This window comes from Lachnoanaerobaculum sanguinis (assembly GCF_033242365.1).
Classification (GTDB): Bacteria; Bacillota; Clostridia; order Lachnospirales; family Lachnospiraceae; genus Lachnoanaerobaculum; species Lachnoanaerobaculum sanguinis.
Map to the genome: position 1 here is coordinate 96353 of NZ_BTHK01000008.1, position 21149 is coordinate 117501.

Annotated in this window: 22 protein-coding genes and 2 pseudogenes; 5 read left to right on the top strand and 19 right to left on the bottom strand. The window is 37.0% G+C overall.

The window, feature by feature from the left end; all coding sequences use genetic code 11:
• Nucleotides 1-23: 23 nt before the first annotated feature.
• From SBH76_RS07075 to SBH76_RS07125, 11 genes and pseudogenes are all read right to left on the bottom strand, one after another.
• Complete coding sequence (locus SBH76_RS07075) at nt 24-1505, bottom strand: phytoene desaturase family protein (protein WP_317977296.1); 1482 nt, start codon at nt 1503-1505, stop codon at nt 24-26.
• A gap of 314 nt (nt 1506-1819) precedes the next feature.
• Nucleotides 1820-2098, bottom strand: a pseudogene (locus SBH76_RS07080) (ASCH domain-containing protein); the annotation flags it as partial.
• A gap of 11 nt (nt 2099-2109) precedes the next feature.
• Nucleotides 2110-2643, bottom strand: coding sequence for a GNAT family N-acetyltransferase (locus SBH76_RS07085; RefSeq protein WP_317977297.1), 534 nt, complete (start codon nt 2641-2643; stop codon nt 2110-2112).
• A 389-nt stretch (nt 2644-3032) separates the two neighbouring features.
• Nucleotides 3033-4070 carry a zinc-dependent alcohol dehydrogenase gene (locus SBH76_RS07090; RefSeq protein WP_317977298.1) on the bottom strand — a complete coding sequence of 346 codons (1038 nt, stop codon included), beginning with the start codon at nt 4068-4070 and terminating at the stop codon, nt 3033-3035.
• Nucleotides 3994-4659 carry a TetR/AcrR family transcriptional regulator gene (locus SBH76_RS07095; RefSeq protein ID WP_317977299.1) on the bottom strand — a complete coding sequence of 222 codons (666 nt, stop codon included), beginning with the start codon at nt 4657-4659 and terminating at the stop codon, nt 3994-3996. Before SBH76_RS07095 ends, SBH76_RS07090 begins: the two co-directional genes overlap by 77 nt.
• Nucleotides 4640-5203, bottom strand: a complete 564-nt coding sequence (locus SBH76_RS07100; RefSeq protein ID WP_317977300.1) for a hypothetical protein — start codon at nt 5201-5203, stop codon at nt 4640-4642. Before SBH76_RS07100 ends, SBH76_RS07095 begins: the two co-directional genes overlap by 20 nt.
• 344 nt (nt 5204-5547) lie before the next feature.
• Nucleotides 5548-5901, bottom strand: coding sequence for a dihydropteridine reductase (locus SBH76_RS07105; RefSeq protein WP_317977301.1), 354 nt, complete (start codon nt 5899-5901; stop codon nt 5548-5550).
• Between the two features lie 291 nt (nt 5902-6192).
• Entirely contained in the window at nt 6193-6495 is a 303-nt protein-coding gene (locus SBH76_RS07110) for a hypothetical protein (protein ID WP_331678114.1), read from the bottom strand.
• Complete coding sequence (locus tag SBH76_RS07115) at nt 6485-6820, bottom strand: plasmid mobilization protein (protein WP_317977302.1); 336 nt, start codon at nt 6818-6820, stop codon at nt 6485-6487. The genes SBH76_RS07110 and SBH76_RS07115 overlap by 11 nt, the downstream gene beginning before the upstream one ends.
• Nucleotides 6810-7901: pseudogene (locus tag SBH76_RS07120) on the bottom strand (site-specific integrase). Before SBH76_RS07120 ends, SBH76_RS07115 begins: the two are co-directional and overlap by 11 nt.
• A complete protein-coding gene (locus tag SBH76_RS07125) occupies nt 7901-8089 on the bottom strand; it encodes a LysR family transcriptional regulator (RefSeq protein WP_317977303.1) in 189 nt (62 codons plus the stop codon). The pseudogene SBH76_RS07120 and the gene SBH76_RS07125 overlap by 1 nt, the downstream one beginning before the upstream one ends.
• 335 nt (nt 8090-8424) lie before the next feature.
• On the opposite strand from SBH76_RS07125, the gene SBH76_RS07130 reads away from it, so the two are divergent.
• Nucleotides 8425-8958 (top strand): helix-turn-helix domain-containing protein, encoded by a 534-nt coding sequence (locus tag SBH76_RS07130; protein ID WP_317977304.1) that lies wholly within the window; start codon nt 8425-8427, stop codon nt 8956-8958.
• A gap of 5 nt (nt 8959-8963) precedes the next feature.
• Nucleotides 8964-9221 (top strand): hypothetical protein, encoded by a 258-nt coding sequence (locus SBH76_RS07135; protein ID WP_317977305.1) that lies wholly within the window; start codon nt 8964-8966, stop codon nt 9219-9221.
• A 223-nt stretch (nt 9222-9444) separates the two neighbouring features.
• Here SBH76_RS07135 and guaA read toward each other — a convergent pair whose 3' ends face one another.
• Together guaA and SBH76_RS07145 are read right to left on the bottom strand one after the other, a co-directional pair.
• Nucleotides 9445-10998 (bottom strand): glutamine-hydrolyzing GMP synthase, encoded by a 1554-nt coding sequence (guaA, locus tag SBH76_RS07140; RefSeq protein WP_317977306.1) that lies wholly within the window; start codon nt 10996-10998, stop codon nt 9445-9447.
• 98 nt (nt 10999-11096) lie between these two features.
• A complete protein-coding gene (locus tag SBH76_RS07145) occupies nt 11097-12110 on the bottom strand; it encodes a hypothetical protein (RefSeq protein WP_317977307.1) in 1014 nt (337 codons plus the stop codon).
• A gap of 316 nt (nt 12111-12426) precedes the next feature.
• Here SBH76_RS07145 and glmS point away from each other — a divergent pair, with 316 nt between their 5' ends.
• Nucleotides 12427-14268: a glutamine--fructose-6-phosphate transaminase (isomerizing) gene (glmS, locus tag SBH76_RS07150; protein WP_317977308.1), complete on the top strand. Its 1842-nt coding sequence runs from the start codon at nt 12427-12429 to the stop codon at nt 14266-14268.
• Between the two features lie 136 nt (nt 14269-14404).
• Here the strand turns inward: glmS and SBH76_RS07155 are convergent, their stop codons facing one another.
• From SBH76_RS07155 to SBH76_RS07180, 6 genes are all read right to left on the bottom strand, one after another.
• Nucleotides 14405-14659: a hypothetical protein gene (locus tag SBH76_RS07155; RefSeq protein WP_317977309.1), complete on the bottom strand. Its 255-nt coding sequence runs from the start codon at nt 14657-14659 to the stop codon at nt 14405-14407.
• A gap of 249 nt (nt 14660-14908) precedes the next feature.
• Entirely contained in the window at nt 14909-16720 is a 1812-nt protein-coding gene (locus tag SBH76_RS07160; RefSeq protein WP_317977310.1) for an ATP-dependent nuclease, read from the bottom strand.
• Nucleotides 16721-16772: 52 nt separating this feature from the next.
• Nucleotides 16773-17636 (bottom strand): type II restriction endonuclease, encoded by an 864-nt coding sequence (locus SBH76_RS07165; RefSeq protein ID WP_317977311.1) that lies wholly within the window; start codon nt 17634-17636, stop codon nt 16773-16775.
• Complete coding sequence (locus SBH76_RS07170) at nt 17626-18429, bottom strand: DNA-methyltransferase (RefSeq protein WP_317977312.1); 804 nt, start codon at nt 18427-18429, stop codon at nt 17626-17628. The genes SBH76_RS07165 and SBH76_RS07170 overlap by 11 nt, the downstream gene beginning before the upstream one ends.
• Before the next feature lie 13 nt (nt 18430-18442).
• On the bottom strand, nt 18443-19276 hold the full coding sequence (locus SBH76_RS07175) for a DNA adenine methylase (RefSeq protein WP_317977313.1): 834 nt from the start codon (nt 19274-19276) through the stop codon (nt 18443-18445).
• A gap of 105 nt (nt 19277-19381) precedes the next feature.
• Nucleotides 19382-20104, bottom strand: coding sequence for a TRM11 family SAM-dependent methyltransferase (locus SBH76_RS07180; protein WP_317977328.1), 723 nt, complete (start codon nt 20102-20104; stop codon nt 19382-19384).
• Between the two features lie 153 nt (nt 20105-20257).
• On the opposite strand from SBH76_RS07180, the gene SBH76_RS07185 reads away from it, so the two are divergent.
• Together SBH76_RS07185 and SBH76_RS07190 are read left to right on the top strand one after the other, a co-directional pair.
• The gene (locus tag SBH76_RS07185) at nt 20258-20482 is read left to right on the top strand and encodes a helix-turn-helix domain-containing protein (RefSeq protein ID WP_317977314.1); all 225 of its coding nucleotides are present in this window, start codon (nt 20258-20260) and stop codon (nt 20480-20482) included.
• Between the two features lie 3 nt (nt 20483-20485).
• Nucleotides 20486-21016: a hypothetical protein gene (locus SBH76_RS07190; protein ID WP_317977315.1), complete on the top strand. Its 531-nt coding sequence runs from the start codon at nt 20486-20488 to the stop codon at nt 21014-21016.
• Nucleotides 21017-21149: the final 133 nt, after the last annotated feature.

A 21149-nucleotide genomic window follows, 5' to 3' on the forward strand; every position in this document is an offset into this window, starting at 1 on the left:
CAATGATTTAGATAACCCGTGATTTATCTATGAGATTTCATATTATCTATGGCAAACTTTCCACTTGCTGCAGCTATAGGGAGTCCTCCACCGGTTTGAATCCATTGACTTGCAAGGTATAAATTGTTTATACCTTTGATAATGCTCTTAACATACTTACTTTTATAACCTTTCTGTGGATTAAAGCTCATATATCCCCCTTTGTAGGCATTACACCAAGTTGTGAATGTAACTGGAGAATACGTTCCAAGCACGATGAGTTTACCCTCAAGCTGAGGGAACTTTTTTTCAACCCTTAATCTCAATTCTTCTGCAATTCGCTGTTTTTCTTGATTATATTTCTCTTTATTATCTTTTAGCCCAAACCAGTAAGTATAATTTTCAGCATTTTGTAAAACATTACACTGAATAACTCTCTTTCCCATAGGAAATAGTGTTTCATCATAATCATAAACACGCATTCCGCAAAAATTGTGTGTTTCTCCTGCAACATCATATTCGTCACAAGGAAAAATAATGCTTCCTTTAGGTAATTTCAAATCCGCTTCAGCAACTATTCCAAATGCAACCTGATAACCTGTATTAGAAACATAACCCTCCGGATTCTCATACATGTACCTAAGATTTTTATCCAAATATCCTTCATCAATTAAGTCATAGAAAAGAGAATGTGGATCTGCACACCAAATATAGTTATCTGAGTTGATAACCTTTCCATTATTACCAATAATATTAACAACCTGCTTATCTGCAATATTTATTTTTTCAATATTAACACCTAAATGTAGTTTTCCACCCAAAGATTCAAATTTTGCAAGCATTCTACTAACCAAGCCAACAGAACCTCCCTCCGGAATAGCTGCTGTATTACTTGTATAAAAAGCATACGATGCAACAAAGGAGAGGGCAATGAAGTTGCTATTAAAGTAATTTTTAAAAATCGCTCTAATGTAATGATTTGTAAAACGATTTGTAAAGTCTTCCATAGACTGTTTTCCATATTCCTTTATAGCCTTATTAGCATCTTTCATACTCATTCCTAGTTTAATAAATTGTATTAGGTTCATATGAGCAATTGAAATATCACATGGCGGCTTTATACACTCTAAGCTTTTAGCACAGTCAAAAAACAAATTTAATTCTTTGGTATCTTCCGGAGCAAGTTCTAAAAACTCTTTTCTTGCTTTCTCTAAATTTCTCCACAAATGTAGTGTTACCCCGTCCATTTCCATACAATAAAAATATGGCTCACGATAAATCTCCAAACTATCAGAAAGAACTCCTAGATTTTCCCACATTTTATATAATTGTTCATCCTTATTGCATCCAACAAGAAAATGAATGCAGTTATCTATATGATATCCTTGCCTATTCCACCCTACACACTCACCACCGGGCATTTTGTTTTTTTCGTATATTTCTACTGAATATCCGGCCTGCAATGCATGTATTCCAGCACTCAAGCCAGAAACACCTGCTCCAATAATTGCTACTTTTTTACCCATATTCTCTTACTTTCTATATAAGGTCTTAGAACAATTTTAGAGCATCAGACAATACGCAATGCTCATACATTACTCTAAGGAACTAAACAAATTTCTAATTTATCAATCTCTATTTCCACAAAACTATTCATAATTTTAATGCGTACCTCTACTGCAAGTCACTTTTAAGTACGACTGACGGCATGGTAATACCTTGTTATGTAAAAACATATGGCATATATCTTCTTCCACCATGAGTATTGTCTTCACTTGAGGTCACAATTTGCCACCTCAAGTTTTATACTATTCAATGATTTATACAACCGGGAATTTATTTAATAAATCTTTTCAAATGCTTCGCATAACATAGGTGCTTGTTCATAAAAAATTTTGCCAACCGATTTATATTCTTCACAGATGAATTTGTCGTGAACCTCTTTCCAATACCGATAGCTTCTGTCACCTTCACCTTCATGCCATGCATGTTCCGGCGTAATTAAGTTATAAGGCATGATATACACCACCTTTGTTTGAGTAATACACACAGGCTCTCCCGAGCCGTTGAGAATAATACTATATTCTCCCACCTGTGGAATATGCTCTCCGGCTTCATATAGTTCATATGCTAGTCTATTTTCTTCTCAAATCTAAACATCCCATCTCTAAATTGTGAATCGATTTCTTCATCCATACTTTCCTTTTCGTTAGGATCGGGATGATGCTTATTAAAAAACTCTACAATGTGAAATCCACATCTGTTAACATAAAAATGAATATTGCGTTGTTCAAAATATGGGGTTACCGTCTCCCAAATTTTTACTTTAGGATACATTTTTTCAATCTCACGCCATGCTGCATATCCAATTCCCTTACCGTGAACATTTGGAGCAACAAACAGCAAATCTAATTCACCTTTTTCACCCTTAACATTTATTACAATTCCACCGACTTTTTTATTATTGTAAATGATACGATAAGCCTTTCCGCCTTCAATAGAGCGTTCAATTGTCTTTCTTGAAATAATTTGTCCATCTTCTTCAAAGTTGTTATCTCTAAGACCAAACTCCACCATTGCACCATAATTAAATGCTTCCTGATTATCTAATATAAATTGCTCCCTATCATCTGATTTTAACTGTTCAAGAATAACATCACTCATAAGTCACCTTCCAAAACTTCTAATTTGTACTAATTTTGTACTAAAACCATACATAAAATCGCCACAAACCCATGTATTTAAAGGATTTGTGGCGTTATTTATTTACTCCAGCTCGACAATTACTAATCGATTTTGTTTAGTGATTATTTGTTTCCGTGTTTGCTTTTCTTTCAATTTTTTGATTTATCCATATTATCCTGCCTATATGGGCTAATGTTATCAGTTTGTTATCGCTGTTGATAACACTTGCTCCGTAACTGTGGATAATAGCAATATATTCCAGTTTAGATTATAAACGAGTTTACTTAGAAAAGCAACACCATATTGCAAAATACAATAAACAAATATTTTTTACACTACCCCAACAAAATTGAAGTTATCGAACTACTTCAATTTTTCATTTTCACAACTACATTTCCAGCGTGTTCTACATCACCTGCTGTCCGGATTGCCTGTTCCAGCTTATCCAATGGAAACTCATGAGTGATGATACTCTCTAACTCCCATTTTCCACTTGCCATGATTTTTTGTACATCCCATACATCCTCTGGCATATAGCCGCCAGAACCAATAATACTCTGTTGTGCATAGGTCATGTAAAGCAGGTCGATATTGCGAGGTTTATTGTTTACTGCGACAGAGACAAATCGGCTCTCAATTTTTCCGAGATGTAGAAAATCATCTAATATGTTTTCTGCACCAGCGGCATCCAACCAGCAGTCAATGTCGGCAGTCGCACCATTTAAAGACATGGCAATACCGAAATATTCTTTGGATCTTTTACTGAAATCTTCTGTTGCAGGATTACAAATCTCAAAGCCCAGCTTTTTCGCCAGATTTAACCGAAAATCGGAAAAATCGCAAACCATGACCTTCTTCATCCCAAAGTATTTAAATGCAACCGCAGCAGCAATGCCGATGGTTCCACTTCCAAAAACTACCGCATTTTGCCCTGAAACATATTTTCCCTCTCCCAAAGGAATCATACCTCTGCGAGCAGCACGGCAGCCAACAGTAAAAGGTTCTATCAGACTTGCAAGCTTGTCGGAGATACGCTCATCAACAGTATAAAGCGAATAATTGCGTCTGGCATTCGGAATAAGAATATATTCTGAAAATCTACCAATGGTCCCGGCTCGTTTTGTATCATCTTTCGCATAACGAGGATACGGATATATCCGTTCTCCCACGGTAAAATCGGTGATATTCTTTCCGACTTTAACCACACGGGATATTGTCTCATGTCCAAACTCACCGCCGACAGTAACTTTATGCCCTGTATTCGGACCGTGTGAAAACACGGCAACGTCTGTACCACAAACGCTGGAATAGAGATTTTGTATCAGCACATCATCTTTTCCAACCTCTGGTAACGGCAATTCTCGAATTTCTATATGCTCTTTTCCTAAATAAATACCTACTTTCATTTTCCTCTCTGTGTCGTTTTACACACTGTTGAATCACCTTTATTATATATTCAATGGAATCATCACAATCCGTTCTCAGCCATTCCGAAATAATCGCCATAATCCCATGAATGTAAAATGCCATGATATAATGCCTGTCCTTTTTCGGTACTCCATACCGTTCCAGTATCGGTATAAATACATGGCAAAACATTCGTTCATAGCTTCTATCCATTCCTAATATAACATAGTGTTCCATTGCAGTGCGAAATAATCGTTGGTGCTCTTTGATATAATTAAGATATGGTGTCAGATACTCTTGTGTAACAAGATATAATTCATCCAATGGACACTCTTTCATTTTTGTGACAAATGTTTCTGTATTCCTGTTCATATAAGTCAGAAATTGTTCATTCATATACTGGGCACTTTCCGAGAGCAAATCTGCGATTGTTTCATAATGTAGATAAAAGGTGGATCGGTTGACACCTGCCGTTTCACTCAATTCTTTTACTGTAATATAATCAAAATCCTTTTTCTCCAGAAGTCTCAAAAATGCTTCATCCATTCTCACAGCAGTTGCAAAATACTTACTTTCCGATTTGTTCAATACTTTCCTCCTTCTTTTGCGATTTTTTACTATGTAGCAACATAGTAATTGCAATCACTATAACAATACCATAGACAAATCCACCTGTAATAGTGTTCATCATTTTTCTATATGCTTCTCCATTTTCAGAAAAACGTGAGATCATTACCGTCTGCAATCCAAGAATTGACATCATGGCTGCTATAAAATTCAGCACCTTTGCCGCAGACAAAATAGGACTGCCTAATTTACGGAATTTCACAAGGTTCAGAACAGATATTACCATCGTATAAAATGTGTAAAACGCCGACAGATAAATGATATATCCTGGATAAGAAAAGCCGGAGTTTGTCCGAACCATCAAAACAATCATGCCGCCCATCGGAATGTTTAATAAAAACAACATCCATGCCGTTCTACGGTAACAGCGACTTTCCAACTCCGGACTTCGATGACGATAACTGTAGATCAGATACAGCCGCAGAATTCCCAGCACCAGATAATACACCGCCATAGATATAAACCACACTGAAGCATAGCGGATTCCTGCAATAACACGGAACACCACATAAAAAAATTGACTGTCATCCCCTGATAAATATTGATACTACCGCGAAAAGCAGTGTCCGTCAGATAACGTCCCACAATTTTAGAAGCAGTCGCTTTTTGCATGATTTTACTGTTCCTGATATCCGATTTCATCCTCTTTATCATTTTGGGAAGTGCTGAAATCCATATTATAAGAGAATACGCCAACATACAGTAAACCAGATATGCCAGCGTACTTTTGGTATTTTGGATTTCAAAGATGAAAACAAGTGCGGCAAATGACATTGGCGGCATACAAAGTAAAATCCATCTGTTCGGCTGCAACACCTTCTTAAAAATCATCTTTGTCTGTTCCACAGCTTATTTCTCGCTGATTTCTTTTGCCAGTTCCATGATTTCAAAAGCATACTTTTGTTTTCCTTTTGCCAGCATTTTCCTGTAAACAGGATAGTTAATTCCCATTCCCATTAACCCGATAATTCCAATAATCACACCAAGCACAAACATTGTACTCGTTCCATTGCCAATTACATTCATAGAAAAACACATCCCTATACCTGTCACCAAAGTAGCGATAATTCCAAATGTATAGGCGAAAATGATAGCTGGAAGTTTTGCTTTCGTATCCAGTTTGCGAAGTGCGACAACCTTTGAGGTGTCTTTTGGTGCATACTCGTTAACGAGCTGTTCTGCATAAATTTTATCTGTATTCATGGCTCATTGCCTCCTTTATTTGATGACTCTATGATATTATCAACGGGAGGAAAATTGAACAACACAAAGAGGATTTTGTGTTGAATTCAAAAACTCACAAATTTCGATTTGTTTCTTTCTTCTCGATTATACATCAACAAATATTATTGTAAAGTAAAGATCTGTCCCGAACATCCGGTACTGACGCTCCTGCAGGTGGCGGTAATCGTCCTTAAGTGCCAGATACAGAACCGTTCCTTTTCGGGTGGTATAATTCCAAAGCGGTGTGCCTGTGCTGACATGGTTGGCAAGCTATGCCATCAGAAAGCTCTTTCCCAGTTTGGGCGAACCTGCAAAGATATAAGTGCCGGGGTAGAGCAGACCGTCAATCAACGGCTGCTTACTCCGATACTGTGTGTCAAACAGCTCATTCATGGAAATTGTCTGGAGATAGGATGGGTCCGATCGCAACTGCATTTCTCTCTGCAATTCCTCAAAAGTCTTGATATTTCCACCATTCTCGGATATACTACTTGTAGGTTTTTTTGAAATCGGCTGCTCCGTATCTGCGCCAACAGATACATCCGGAGCAGTCTTTTCTTTTTTATTTTCCATCCTCGTTCTCTCCTTTCAGACCGCCCAGAATAACAGCGATTAGTTCAATGACATTCAGCAGTTCTTCATCCACACGGTTTCCTGCTTCAATCCGCTTTAGTTCTGCGAGGACAGCGGCAATTTCCGTTTTGAGTGCCTTAAATACTCTCGGATTGCCCTGCACCACTACATCTTGATTCAGACAACGGCGGTAGCAGTATTCCTGCTTCGGCAGTCCCGATAAGGCAACTGCCTTGTTAATAAGTTCATTTTCTTCGGGCGATACCCGAAACCCTACTGTGATGTTTCTCCAACGATTTTTGTTGTCTCTGTTCTTAGCTGACATTTTCAATCTCTCCTTTCCCTAAATCATCTAATCTATCTGCCATTTCCGTCTGCTTTGACGGGAACAGATGAGCGTACTGATAAGTGATGTCAATGCTTTCATGCCCTACACGGTCTGCAATCGCCACCGCTGAAAATCCCATATCAATCAGCAAACTGATGTGGCTGTGCCGTAAATCATGGATACGGATTCTCTTTACTCCTGCGGCTTTCGCACCTCTGTCCATCTCGTGATGGAGATAACTTTTTGTGACCGTAAAGATTCGTTCTTTCTTCTTCAATCCGTAAAGCATCTGCAAATATTCCTGCATTTCTTCACAAAGGAACTTCGGTATTTTGATGATGCGGTTGCTTTTCTTTGTTTTCGGTGTGGTAATCACATCTTCGCCGTGTAATCACTGATAGGACTTGTTGATTCTGACCGTTTCTTTCTCAAAATCAAAGTCATCGGCAGTCAGTGCCAGCAATTCTCCCTCACGGATACCGCACCAATAGAGCAATTCAAAAGCGTAAAAGGAAACAGGCTTGTCCATCATCTCAAATGAGAATTTCTTGTATTCTTCTTTCGTCCAGAACAGCATTTCCTTGTGTTCCTCACTTCCCATATTTCCCGCTTTAGCGGCAGGATTGGAACGCGGTTCATAATACCGCACCGCATGATTGAAAATAGCGGATAACTGATTATGCAGTGTTTTCAGATAGGTCTGTGAGTATGGCTTTTTCTTCTCGTCCCGATAGGCAAGCATCTCATTCTGCCATGCGATAACCTCTTTCGTGGAAATTTCACTAATTTTCAGCTTGCCGAAATAAGGTAAGATCTTCGTACGGATGATATGCTCCTTTGTCAGCCATGTGTTCTCTTTCAGACGGCTTTTCATGTCCCGGATATACAGTTCAGTAAAGGCTTCAAAACTCATATCCATATCAGAGGAGTTCTGTAACTGGAACATTCGCTCCCATTCCTGTGCTCCTTTCTTGGTAACAAAGCCACGCTTGCATTTCTGCTTACGTTCGCCTTTCCAGTTTACATATCTCGCCATCACATACCATGTTCCATTATTCTCGTTTTTGAATACCGGCATTATTCTTCCTCCCTTCCTGCTCCGTAGAGTCTTTCATAGAAATATTGGCGGTTTACCCGTCCTGAAATGGTAATAAAGCCTTTTGCCTTCAGTTCCTCATTCAACTGACGGATTAGCTTATAGGCATACGGCTTTGATACGCTTAGTTCCTGTGCCACTTCTTCGGCACAAATAAATCTGTTTTTCATATAATCAGTCCTTTCTTTCGTTTTTTATCGCCGCTCTATCCGAATAAAGTTCCAGCAGGTATTCCCTGTTCGGCACTGTGCTGTCCTGATATATCGTAATATGTCAGGCGCTCGCTTGCTGTCTGGCAAGGTCTTGGCGGTTTATACTATTCGGACAGTCATTTTATTTTTATTAAACTTATTTGCTTAATTTTGAGTTTATTATACTAAGCATATTTGTTTGTGTCAAGTGGCTTTTCGGAAAATATTAAACTTTTTTGTTTTGTATTATCTTGACTTCTCTTAAATATATCTGCTATACTCATTGTAAAATACATACAAGGAGTGGACACGTTATGGCGATTGGAGAGAGAATACATTTTTTCCGCATTCTGCGTGGGATGACACAAAAATATCTTGGTACGATTGTCGGCTTTCCTGAGCGAAGTGCCGATGTACGTTTAGCACAATACGAAACAGGGACAAGAAAACCAAAGGCGGAACTTACCGCTGCACTGGCACAGGCTCTTGATGTTTCCCCTCATGCCCTCGATGTGCCTGACATTGACAGCTATATCGGACTGATGCACACTTTATTTACCCTTGAAGATTTATACGGTCTGACGGTCAGTGAATCAGCAGACGGAGAAATCTGTCTGAAAGTCGATACTTCCAAAGGCAAGGACGCTCACGAACTTCGGAAAATGCTGTATGCCTGGAAAGAACAGACTGACAAACTATCTTCTGAAGAAATCAGCAAGGACAAATACGATAAGTGGCGTTACCATTACCCGGAATTTGATACCACGCAAACATGGGCAAAAGTCCCATCACAGGCACTTAGCGATATTTTTATTCACTCTACAACCACAAAACCAAAGGAGGATTAATCAATATGCGATTAACAAAGGGTGTCAGAACGCAACTATTACTCCAAAACGATGGATTCAGCACTCGTTCATCATACGATTCGAGAAATTCAGAATATGAACGTATTTACACGATTAAAGACGGTCGGTTGCATATTCGCGAAATAGGCAAAACATCTTGGTCAGACAGCAGGTATGATAAAGAATGGTATGCCGATGATGAAGAAATACATCGCTTTCTATACAATAATCTATGGAAATTAAATACAGCTGGTCTTGAATAACGCCAAAAAAGCCCTTAGCTATGAGTTTTTTACCCACAGCTAAGGGCTTTCTAAATAATATGGATTTATTTGTTGCACAACCACCTGTCAATCATTCTCTAACCCGAAAACCACTGGATTACAAGAATAATGACTCTCATGCAACCGTTATCAAATTGTTATCAAAAGACTTCTTGAAGTGCCGCAAGCCCGCCTAAATACTGGATTCTTAAAGCATTTCAAATTATTCAAGCTCAATAGTACCCGGTGGCTTGCTGGTGATATCATAGAGTACCCTGTTTACATGGTCTACCTCATTGATAATCCTGTTGGTTACCTTTTCAAGTACTTCCCAAGGGAGTCTTGCAGCCTCTGCTGTCATAAAGTCTATTGTCTTAACTGCACGAAGTGCTATGGCATAGTCATAAGTTCTGTAATCGCCCATTACTCCTACGCTTCTCATATTTGTAAGAGCTGCAAAGTACTGGTTGATTTCCTGTGAAAGTCCTGCCTTATCTATCTCCTCACGGTATATAGCGTCAGCATCCTGAACTATCTTTACCTTCTCGGCTGTAACTTCACCGATAATTCTGATTCCAAGCCCCGGTCCCGGGAACGGCTGACGGAACACAAGATGCTTCGGTATACCAAGCTCAAGTCCCGCCTTTCTTACCTCATCCTTGAAAAGATCTCTAAGCGGCTCTATGATTTCCTTGAAATCAACATAGTCCGGAAGTCCTCCTACATTGTGATGTGACTTGATTACTACACTCTCTCCACCAAGTCCCGATTCTACAACATCAGGGTAAATTGTTCCCTGTACCAAGAAATCTACCTTACCGATTTTTTTCGCCTCTTCTTCAAAGACTCTGATAAATTCCTCACCTATTATCTTACGCTTCTTTTCAGGCTCGCTTACACCTGCAAGTTTTGAGTAGAATCTTTCCGCTGCATTTACTCTGATGAAGTTCAGCTTATAATTGCCGTTCGGTCCGAATACAGCCTCAACCTCATCGCCTTCATTCTTTCTGAGAAGTCCATGGTCTACAAATACACAGGTAAGGTTTTCACCTACCGCCTTGCTGAGCATTACCGCAGCAACTGATGAGTCAACACCGCCTGAAAGTGCACAAAGTACCTTACCGTTGCCTACCTTTTCTTTGATTGCCTTTATACTGTTTTCCACAAAGGCATCCATTTTCCAGTTACATTCACATTTGCAGACATTCTTTATAAAGTTTCCAAGCATTACATGTCCATACTCTGAATGCAAAACCTCAGGATGGAACTGAATTCCATAGAGATTCTTTGCTGTATTCTCATATGAAGCTACAGGACAGTCATCACTATGTGATGTAATCTCAAATCCTTCACCAATTTTACTTATATAGTCTGTATGGCTCATCCACACAATGCTTTCCTTAGGCACATTCTCAAACAATGCACTGTCAGCCTTATCAACTGTAAGCTTTATTTTACCGTATTCTCTTACACTTGCTCTCTCTACCTTTCCGCCAAGCATATGCTGCATAAGCTGTGCACCGTAACATAGTCCAAGTACAGGAACTCCAAGTTCAAAAAGCTCTTTTGAATATGTAGCTGAATCAGGCAGATAGCAACTGTCCGGTCCTCCTGTAAGTATGATTCCCTTCGGATTTTTCTTCTTGATATCTTCTAAAGGGGTTTTATATGAATAAATCTCACAATAAACATTGTTCTCTCTTACTCTTCTTGCAACTAATTGATTGTACTGACCTCCAAAGTCCAAAACAATTATAAGTTCCTGCTTTAATTCCATCTGTATCTCCTATACTTGATAAATTAATTTGTACATACAATAATATATCCTAAATAGGAAAAAAACGCAAATATTCTCTCGCTCTTAAACGTATAATTTTACTTTTCAGGTTTGTCCTTCGCAACGCTTGTTGAAACTATAAAATTTCTCATATTCTTATTTTCATCAATTCGTATATAGGCATAATACTCATTCCAGAATATAGAATCACTGTTGGTACGCCATGATATTCCATATACAGAGTCTGTAGGCTCGGATTCATTCGGTATTAGCCAAAGTTTCTTTTTAAAAATATTTTTTACATTATCTGTATCAAAAGTATCTAACAGATCCAGATCTTCAAGCTTAATATCTATACCGGCATTTTTCACTGCATTCTCACAGTCCTCATCCATATAGAAATTCACAACCTTCGAATCTGTTATATTCACATCTTTATCAAGACTTCCGTACAAATCTATTGCACCTATAAGTGTACCATCTTTAACTAATAAATATGGTGCTCCCCTTAGAGTCTCTCCGGTACTTCTATATCCCCTTTCTACAGTAAGACTCTGATTTCTATCATACTTGGTATAAGAACCGCTTGTCAGCATTTCACTGTATTCGTATGTATTCTCATCATTCATGATATATATATCAAATCCCCCGTCTAAAAGGTCTTCAACACTTGTCTTACTAAGTGTTACTTTCATCCCTCCTACAGTCATTACAGGGGGCTTTACCGGTAAACCTATAAGAATATATCCGAAGCATAAAAAGACAAACAATAATGCCAATACTGCAAGAGAAAATATAGCATTATATGTACGCTTTCTTGCATTAAAAAAAGATCTAACAGGTATTGCTATAATCATTCCACCAAGAGCCGCAGCCCCTGAGCCCATAATGCTCATTAACTTCAGCACTATAAGTACCGTAATAACTATACTTAAAATATATAAAAATATCTCACCGATTTTCATTTTACTTGTATCGGTTTGATTATTTGCCGCTCCACTCATACCGTATACTGAACTTTTCTTCAAGCTGCTTCTAAGCCAGAGTGCTATAGCAGTAAAGCAAACTCCTAAGAATACCATTAATCCTATAAATAATAATCTGACGCTCATACTTACCCTCCTATTTACGTATTTACATATGATTATTCTACCATATTTTATATAATTTTTTTAATTTTTGCAAAAAAGCATTCCAAATTTCTTTTTCATATGTTATCATAACACAAATTTTTCTTTACTGAGGAATGAGGGAAAATTAGCGCCAGGGCTTCGGGGATTCCCCTAGCTGACGAGGTAAACAGTTATCGAAAGATTCGGCGGATGCTGTTTCGGAGTAGTGCATCGTAAGAGAAAGAAAAAAAGCGAAATCAAGATCGTAACAAAAGCTTTCTTCGCACAATAAACAATTAAATAGGAGAAAAATACGATGTGCGGTATTGTTGGTTTTGTTGGGCAGGGGAATACAAAGGATATTCTACTGTCCGGTCTTTCGCGTCTTGAATACAGAGGCTATGATTCTGCCGGAATAGCCCTATATTCTAATCCTTTTACTGTGGTAAAATCTGTAGGTAAATTGGAAGAATTGAAAAAAAAGGTTGCAGCTTCGGGGGAATGTGAGTTTCCCTGCTCTATGGGAATCGGGCACACACGTTGGGCAACTCATGGTAAGGCTGATGAAAAAAATTCTCATCCACACTTATCTATGAATAAAGAAGTTGTGCTGGTTCATAACGGTATTATTGAAAATTTTACAGATTTAAAGAACTTTTTACAAGACAAAGGATACAGTTTCTACTCGGAAACCGATACCGAGGTTGCTGTAAACCTGATTGAATATTTTTACTTGAAAGAAAAGAATATTTTAAAGACTCTCTTCTTAGTGCAAAAAGAGTTGAAAGGTTCTTACGCCTTTGCAATTATGTTCAGAGATGATGCAAATACTCTTTATGCAATGAGAAAGGACAGTCCTCTGATTGTAGGAAAAGGGGAAAATTCTTTTTATATTGCTTCAGATATTTCCGCATTTTTGGACTATACAAATGAAATATATGTCTTGGAAAACAAGGAGATTTTAAGCCTTTCCGAAAATGAAATACATATTTATAACAAAAATAAGGAAGAGGTAAAACGCTCTTCCACTATAGCCGACCTTGATCAAAGCCGAATCCATAAAGGAGAATATCTACATTTTATGGAAAAGGAAATCTTTGAGCAACCACAGGCTGTAAAAGATACTCTGCTTTATGCCTGCGGTAAAGAAAATGATGACTTTTCCTATGAAGCCTTCTCTATGAGTGAAAGAGACTTTAAGGATATTAGAAGAGTCAGAATAATTGCATGTGGATCTGCATACCACGTAGGCTATTTATTAAAGTCTGTTTGTGAAAGCCTGGCAAGAGTTCCGGTACAGGTGGAGCTTGCAAGTGAGTTTCGCTACAATCATCCGATTTTAGAAGACGGCGAACTGGTTATCAGTATAAGCCAGTCAGGAGAGACTGCGGATACTTTGGCTGCAGTAAAAGAAGCAAAGAAATTGGGAGCAAAAACTCTTTCCATTGTAAATGTCAAGGGATCTGCAATTGCCGTAGAATCCGACTTTGTCTTTTATACACAGGCAGGACCTGAAATTGCAGTCGCCACTACAAAGGCATATAGCTGTCAGCTTGTTGCCGGCTATATTTTCTCCCTGCTTTTAGCTAAAGCAAAGGGTAAAATTAAAGATGAAGAAGCTCGAAACCTTAGAGATGAACTTTTCAGTCTCCCGGGTAAGATTCAACAAAGTCTTTCCCTGGATAGTGAAATCCTACCTATGGCAAAGAAGCTTAAGGACTCAGACAATATTTTCTTCCTTGGAAGAGGTCTTGACTGGGCCATCTCCATGGAAGGAGCTTTAAAGCTTAAAGAAATCAGCTATATTCACTGTGAAAGCTACAGCAGCGGTGAGTTAAAGCACGGTACCATCAGCTTAATAGAAAAGGACAGTCCTGTAATTGCTCTTCTTTCCCAAGAGGAACTCGCCGGAAAAAGTATTTCAAATATTCACGAGGTAAAAAGTCGTGGGGCAAAATGCTTTGCTCTCACTATGGAAGATATTTCAGTCGAGGAAGATGACTTTGCTCAAATACTTAGTGTACCGAAAACCCATCCTCTCTTTGCCGGAAGCCTTTTGGTAATTCCATTACAATTCTTATCCTATCAGGTCAGCCTCTTAAAAGGATTAGACCCTGATAAGCCGAGAAATCTGGCAAAGTCTGTTACGGTAGAATAAACTTTTTTAATTTATTATTTGCCTGAACCGGACTGTATTGAATATCCCATTTAACACAGATACCGGTTCTTCTCTTTTATTATACTTAATGCACGCTCTGTACCGCTATTGTAAATTTTTCAAAATCACTCCAAACTCATCTAAGTAAATCAGACAATACATATTCTCCATTATGAATATTTGCTGTTCTACGGTACTCTCTTATAGCTTTTACCAATATCTGAGGATCACTAAAGTACTTCTTCACAAAATTATACGATTTTACATCATGCATCCTAAGACTTGATTTACAAAATTCACTTGGCTTTTTCCCTGAACGTTTAAATTGATCATATGCTTCTTCTGCAGAGCCTTCACATATGCATGCCTTATATTTTGCTAATTTCATCATATTGACTCCCTAGCTAATTGAAGCATCAAGGTTTTTCTTCAAAAGGGGATGTGAAAAAACTCGATTGAGTTTTTTCACATCCCCTGTAATATTGCGATATATAATTATCTCTTTGAGAACAAAAATTAACGTTTTGATATCTTGAAAAGCCCAGAAATACAGGGTTTGTAAAAATTAGTGTTGCATACCTATTACTTACGGAGCACAGCCCTATACTCCCCAAGACAACTATACTTCTCAACTTATTATCTATATACTTTCCTGATAGTCTAATAATCCTGTAATAAATTCGCGAACGGCAGGATACGCTCTATCACATTCAACCACCTTCTCAATAAGTCTAAGATTTACCTCCAAGTTAAACTGTTCTGCAATACTCTTTTTTATTCCCGCATCGCTAGAAGGATATAATGTAATTTCTGTTCCTTTTTCCAAATTTTCTTCATTCTTTTCATTTTCGCACAAATACAAAACTCCCTTTTTTTCAAATGCAGGAGCTTTAATCTTATTGCATGCCTCTTCTTGTCTTATTCTATTCAAATTTTTTCTTGTTAAAATAACATTTATTAAATCAATCATAATCTCAGGGTACATCAAATCTTCAATTTCATTATTCAGATATTTTTTGTCATTCACAAACTCTGTCCCCCTAAAGTTTTTCAACATTATTTTTTCAACTTGTATGTTTCTATATTTACTCTCTTTAATATTATTAAATACTTCTCGCCCTTTTTCATCATTATCCAAAAGCACTTTAACATACGGTCTCTCTTCTAGGTCTTTATAATATGAATCATAGAATTCTAGGTACTTAAATATATTGTCCGCTCCATTTGCTGATATTATGTATGGTAATTTCAACCCAAAAAATTTACCCAATTCTGAAATGTATTTTTCATCGCAACCACCTTCAACAATTAAATTATGTTTTTTCAATGGGTCACATGTAATTGTTTCGATCCCAAGATGTTCGCATATTTTCTTATGTCCATCTTCAGTATTTATATCTACTAAATATGTTTCTACAACGTTAATATCCCTCTTTCTTCTCGCTGAATATTGCATTCTATACTTAGCATCGAATAAAAAAACATTTTTCATGCTATATTGATTCAAGAAAACTTTAGAATGAGTTGTTAACAATATTTGTGAATTATTTGTTCTATCTTCGAGAAAATCTTTCAATTTCCGTTGCAGTCCCTCATGAATATACGCATCTGGTTCATCTATACAAACTATATTAATCTTATTTTTTTTCCTTCTTCTCATCAATAATTCAAACTGCAATAGAATAGCCGCTAATCTCTGAAGCCCAGCACCTTTATCCTCAATTCCTATACTTCCGCTATCATCCAATTGTAAGCTGACATCATTAGAAATAAGCTCTCTGAATGAATCTGAATTTTTCGGAACATCAAATCTTACGCTCCAAGCAGGTTGAAATTCTCTAAACGTACCCGATATATCATTTGCAAATGCACCCAAAATTTCCGTCAACCCATCAATGTACGAATCGTAAGATTCTTTTAATTGTTTTTTATTGCTAGAAAACTTTGCTTTATCATATTCTGCAGTAATAACATCTTCCGTAATGTCACTGATTATTTCTGGCAAAATCACATTAATAGATTCTACATAAACAAATTCAAATTTATTTATAATGACTTTTATCTCGTCATCAGTAAGAACTGTTGGATTAATCTTCCTTTTGCCTGCTCCACCTTTCTGATATTTCTTTCCACTAAAGCTCTCTTTACCGTTCTCATACAAATTAATATCTCTCACTATTTCAAAATAAAATTCACTTTTATCATCATAAAACGTGATACTAATTTTGGGATGAGTTGTACCACCTCCTGTAGCCTGCTTAAGTGTTGTCATATCAATCGCTTTATCATATTGTCCTGGATTAAAAAATATATTTATTGCCCTCAATGCGTTGGTTTTACCCACATTATTTTTTCCACATATTGCAATAAGGTTATTTTCTTGATCAATTGACATTTCAATACAATTAATTGATCTAAAACGCTCTATTTTTATCTTTTCTATTTTTATCATTCTAACTCACTTACCTTTTGTTATTTTTTGTCAAACTTTAATTTTTTGTTCCCTATAAAAAACATTTATCTAAAATTGCACTTTCCATATCATCAATACTGTAAATATGTTCCATTACATCAAACGTTTCTCTCAAATTCCCTCTAGCGCTCTTCCAGCCAATTCCATCTGTAAACCACACAAAGATAAATCCATCTATGGTATCTGCTTCCTGTGAAAGCATTTTATAACTTCTTGCAGTTTCATTTAATTTTGAACCACCGCCACCATAAAAGTTTGTTTCAATACCATAAATCTGTTTATCCGTCTTGATTACAAAATCAAATCTCTTCGCAGCTTTACCCTGATTAGAAAGTGCCGATAAATCAATTCCCCACTTTTCTTCAATATCCTTAAGATACATTTCCTTAAAGAAATTAACATCCTTCTCAAACCCTGCTTCCTGTATGTACTTCTCCACCAAATCTTCCATCTGATGTCCCCCGCGATTCTTGCGACCATTGGAATCCAATCCAGTTTCGATGCCCAAAGCGTAATCTACAAGATTATTTACCAAGTGATTTGCAATCATATCAAACAATCCGGTCTTACGCATAAATACCTTATACTGCTCCACACTATAATTCATCTTTTTGAAATTATATAGGAACGCACCTTCTTCATCCTGCGCATAGATTTCATAACCGCGCACTGCGAGAAGCAACGGTACAGATTGCAATGTTTCCTGATATTTTGTCACGATTCTCTCAAAATCTTCTTCTATGTTTTTTGAGCCAATTAAAGAATTTAAAATATTTAATTCCACCTTGATTTCTTCTACATTTCTGACAACCTTATCAAAGTCAATATAGTAATCATAACTTGATATACTCGGTCTGAACTTGCTCAGCCACTCATCAAAATCTCTACTTGCCATTTGCTACCTTCTCCAATCTTCTTTTGCTTATCTGTAAGTATTCTTCACTTACATCTATCCCAATAAACTTTCTACCTAATCTCAACGCCTCCACTCCAGTAGTACCTGAACCGCAAAAAGGATCCAAGATAACTTGTTTTTCTTCAGTAGAAGCTAACACGATTCTTTCCAGCAAATATTCCGGTTTCTGTGTCGGATGCTTACCTTCTTTCTTTTCTGAAGGCTTTGTCAATGCTCCAGTCCACACATCCTTCATCTGCTTGCCGCCATTTTCTTCTTTCATTTTCTGATAATCAAAAAAATGCCGAGACTTCTTATCATTCTTCTTTGCCCATAAAATGGTTTCCGTAGAATGTGTGAAGCATCGACATGCTAAGTTTGGCGGTGGATTTGTTTTTTGCCAAGTTATGTTGTTAATTATCTTGAAGCCTTCCTGCTCCAGTGCCATACCAATCGAATATATATTGTGTAATGTTCCTGATATCCAAATTGTGCCGTTCGGCTTTAGTACCTTCTTACATAACTTAATCCACTTTCTGTTAAACTTGTGCTTTTCATCGACGCTGGTTCCACTATCCGAAAGTTTATCCCATGAGCCTTTATTTACTGAAACCATTTTCCCACCTTGGCAGGTAATACCATCATTACTTAAAAAATATGGTGGATCCGCAAATATCATATCCACAGATTCCGGTTTCATTTTTGTCAGAATTTTGAAAGAATCGCCCAACACCAATTGCGATTCTTCTGTCTCGAAATATAATGGCACTTTCTTTGTAAATAAGTTCTCCATAATCTCGACTCCTCTAATAATTGCATATAATTACTTCTTCACCGACTCTATTACTTGCATCCGAATTAATCATACGCTTTACACTTACTACATCTATCTTGTAGCCTTTGTTCCCATACAACTCATTTATCAAATCTGTATTGTGATTCGTGAGCATACAATAGCAACCTCTGGCAGTTAATTCATCAAACAACTTTGCTAATCTCTTATGGCTTTCAATATCAAATCCCTCTTTTGTGTAAGACTCAAAAGAAGTTGGATTTAATGGTGCATACGGACTATCTATAAATACAAAATCTCCTTTTCCTGCACCCTTACATGCTGCCTCAAAGTCACCCTCAATAATCGTTACACCCTGAAGATATTCCGAAGTCTCCATGATAATCTTCTCATCAACAGATGCCCTTCTGCTATTGTTATAAGGAACGTTGAATAGGCCTTTACCATTCACACGGTACAATCCATTAAAGCAATGCTTATTGATAAACACAAACAATGCAGCCAATTCCACATCAAACTCTGCTCTCATAAGCTTGTCATTATAATGTTCTCTAAGAAAATAATAATATTCCTTACCGTCCTCCCACATTTCCTCGTCAAGTCTATTTACTTCTTTTAGAAATGCATCTGGCGCAGTTCGAATTTGCTTATATGTGTTGATTAATGCTTTGTTAATATCGTTTATCAGAGCATTTGCAGGTAGCAATTCAAATGTTACTGCGCCACCACCTACAAATGGCTCAAAATAGTTTTTATATTGTTTTGGCATACGCTCCTTTATCTGTGGTAGTAACTGGCGTTTTCCCCCTGCCCATTTCACAAACGGCGCGATACTTGAATTACTCATTCAGCTTCCTCTTCTCTATGTTCAATAAACGAACAAAAAACCTCTTTTTATTATAAGGTGAAAAGAGAAAATTGACAACCCGAACTTTCACTCTTTGTGAATTAATCACTTTTGAAAAACAAAGATATATTCATGCGCTAGCAAAAGAAAGTTATTGTTCTGTTTTTCCCAATAATTCGTAGAACGGCAGTTATGTTGCTCTTTAATTATTATCTCTTTTGACACAAAACCTACACTTATAAAGCATTCCATTACCCAGAATCCTAATGGTACTACCTTTCCATATCTTCGCATATCCCCTATCATTACAGCACACGCCTTACCCTTTCTTAATACACGATAAGCTTCCTGTGCTACAACAGTCATTTCCTTTAAAAAATCTTCGACTGTCAATAACGATATATCCCCGTCGACATTTTTACTGTACTTGATAATATTTGCATAGGGCGGATGCGTACAAATAAAATCAATATGCGAATCTTTGATAAAGCTTAAATCTGTAGCATTTGCACATCTCGTATGGATTTTTGATTTTGTTTCACATTGGAATTGTAAATTTGTTTCAGAAATTGAAACTGACTGCGGATTGATATCTACACCAATCGCATTTCGATTTAGCAATTTTGCTTCAACAAGTGTTGTTCCACTGCCCATAAATTGATCCAGAACCCAGTCTCCTGGTTTTGAATAGCGAAGTATCAGATTTCTCGGCACATATGGCGACCAATTTCCTCGATACTTGCCTGAATGCGTTGCCCAACTCCCTCTGTCCGGAAACGACCAGACCGTCGTTGGTTCAAGCTGAAAATTATTTGGTTGTAAACTTATAAGTCATGCCTCCTCTTCTATGTTTTTCTCTTATTCTAACTCACATCTTATCAAATATCCACCGCTCTTTTCTTTCACTATAAGTGAATTTATATTTTTCCTATCCCATGAGATAATGCTCACAAATAGTGAAAGAGGTGTCACATGCAATATATGAATGATACTGACCTATATAACATCATTGGTATAAATATCAAATTATATAGAGAAAAAGCAAAATTAACACAGGTACAGCTTGCAGAGCGCTCACAGATTAGCATCAGCTATCTTTCTAAGATTGAAGCAGCTGGATGTACTAAGAGTTTATCTATTTCTGTATTAAACCAGATTGCAAACGTACTTGATGTTGAAATAACGGAATTTTTTAAGGAGGTATAATCTATGCCAAGAAACCCAAACAGATATGGTGGTGGTTCTAGAACCAACAGAAATGGATTGCATTTCGAACAAACAACATCCTTGAATGAAGCCCTGCGAAACGCAGACTTTGAAATCAGAGATTATTATGATGTATATTTCAATGGTCAACTTATCGGTCATTCTATAAACAAAGCTGAATTTTCAACTGTGTTTTTACGTGAAAATGGAATTGATTATCGTCTTATTAATTCTAAAAGATGGGAACCTGATGAAGCCTTTATCAACGAATTAAATCATACAGTATATATTATTGAAAAAAAATTTCAAAGTACAAGTGGTTCTGTAGACGAAAAATTAGCCACCTTTCCTTTCAAAATATATGAATACCAAAAGCTCTTAGCTCCTATTAAATACAATATTGTATACATATATTTATTATCTTCTGAATGGTTTAATTCCACTAAATATAAGGACTACTATGACTATATGGACTATTTAGGATGTCCATACTATTTTGATAGACTTCCTTTAGAAGCAATTGGAATTTACTAATAACAGCAACCATAAAGTCTTGTAAAAATAACTTTATGGTTGCTATTCTATTACCTGCTCTTCCTGAAATTTCTAACATTCTCAAGCCTTCGTTGCCATCAGAACCTATTGCCATTCAAATCTATAATCTCTT

Excerpts from the sequence above, each read along its gene's own strand:
- SBH76_RS07075 (WP_317977296.1), bottom strand. The coding sequence starts at position 1,505 with ATGGGTAAAAAAGTAGCAATTATTGGAGCAGGTGTTTCTGGCTTGAGT.
- SBH76_RS07085 (WP_317977297.1), bottom strand. The coding sequence starts at position 2,643 with ATGAGTGATGTTATTCTTGAACAGTTAAAATCAGATGATAGGGAGCAA.
- SBH76_RS07090 (WP_317977298.1), bottom strand. The coding sequence starts at position 4,070 with ATGAAAGTAGGTATTTATTTAGGAAAAGAGCATATAGAAATTCGAGAA.
- SBH76_RS07105 (WP_317977301.1), bottom strand. The coding sequence starts at position 5,901 with ATGAATACAGATAAAATTTATGCAGAACAGCTCGTTAACGAGTATGCA.
- SBH76_RS07110 (WP_331678114.1), bottom strand. The coding sequence starts at position 6,495 with ATGGAAAATAAAAAAGAAAAGACTGCTCCGGATGTATCTGTTGGCGCA.
- SBH76_RS07115 (WP_317977302.1), bottom strand. The coding sequence starts at position 6,820 with ATGTCAGCTAAGAACAGAGACAACAAAAATCGTTGGAGAAACATCACA.
- SBH76_RS07125 (WP_317977303.1), bottom strand. The coding sequence starts at position 8,089 with ATGAAAAACAGATTTATTTGTGCCGAAGAAGTGGCACAGGAACTAAGC.
- SBH76_RS07130 (WP_317977304.1), top strand. The coding sequence starts at position 8,425 with ATGGCGATTGGAGAGAGAATACATTTTTTCCGCATTCTGCGTGGGATG.
- SBH76_RS07135 (WP_317977305.1), top strand. The coding sequence starts at position 8,964 with ATGCGATTAACAAAGGGTGTCAGAACGCAACTATTACTCCAAAACGAT.
- guaA (WP_317977306.1), bottom strand. The coding sequence starts at position 10,998 with ATGGAATTAAAGCAGGAACTTATAATTGTTTTGGACTTTGGAGGTCAG.
- SBH76_RS07145 (WP_317977307.1), bottom strand. The coding sequence starts at position 12,110 with ATGAGCGTCAGATTATTATTTATAGGATTAATGGTATTCTTAGGAGTT.
- glmS (WP_317977308.1), top strand. The coding sequence starts at position 12,427 with ATGTGCGGTATTGTTGGTTTTGTTGGGCAGGGGAATACAAAGGATATT.
- SBH76_RS07155 (WP_317977309.1), bottom strand. The coding sequence starts at position 14,659 with ATGATGAAATTAGCAAAATATAAGGCATGCATATGTGAAGGCTCTGCA.
- SBH76_RS07160 (WP_317977310.1), bottom strand. The coding sequence starts at position 16,720 with ATGATAAAAATAGAAAAGATAAAAATAGAGCGTTTTAGATCAATTAAT.
- SBH76_RS07165 (WP_317977311.1), bottom strand. The coding sequence starts at position 17,636 with ATGGCAAGTAGAGATTTTGATGAGTGGCTGAGCAAGTTCAGACCGAGT.
- SBH76_RS07170 (WP_317977312.1), bottom strand. The coding sequence starts at position 18,429 with ATGGAGAACTTATTTACAAAGAAAGTGCCATTATATTTCGAGACAGAA.
- SBH76_RS07175 (WP_317977313.1), bottom strand. The coding sequence starts at position 19,276 with ATGAGTAATTCAAGTATCGCGCCGTTTGTGAAATGGGCAGGGGGAAAA.
- SBH76_RS07185 (WP_317977314.1), top strand. The coding sequence starts at position 20,258 with ATGAATGATACTGACCTATATAACATCATTGGTATAAATATCAAATTA.
- SBH76_RS07190 (WP_317977315.1), top strand. The coding sequence starts at position 20,486 with ATGCCAAGAAACCCAAACAGATATGGTGGTGGTTCTAGAACCAACAGA.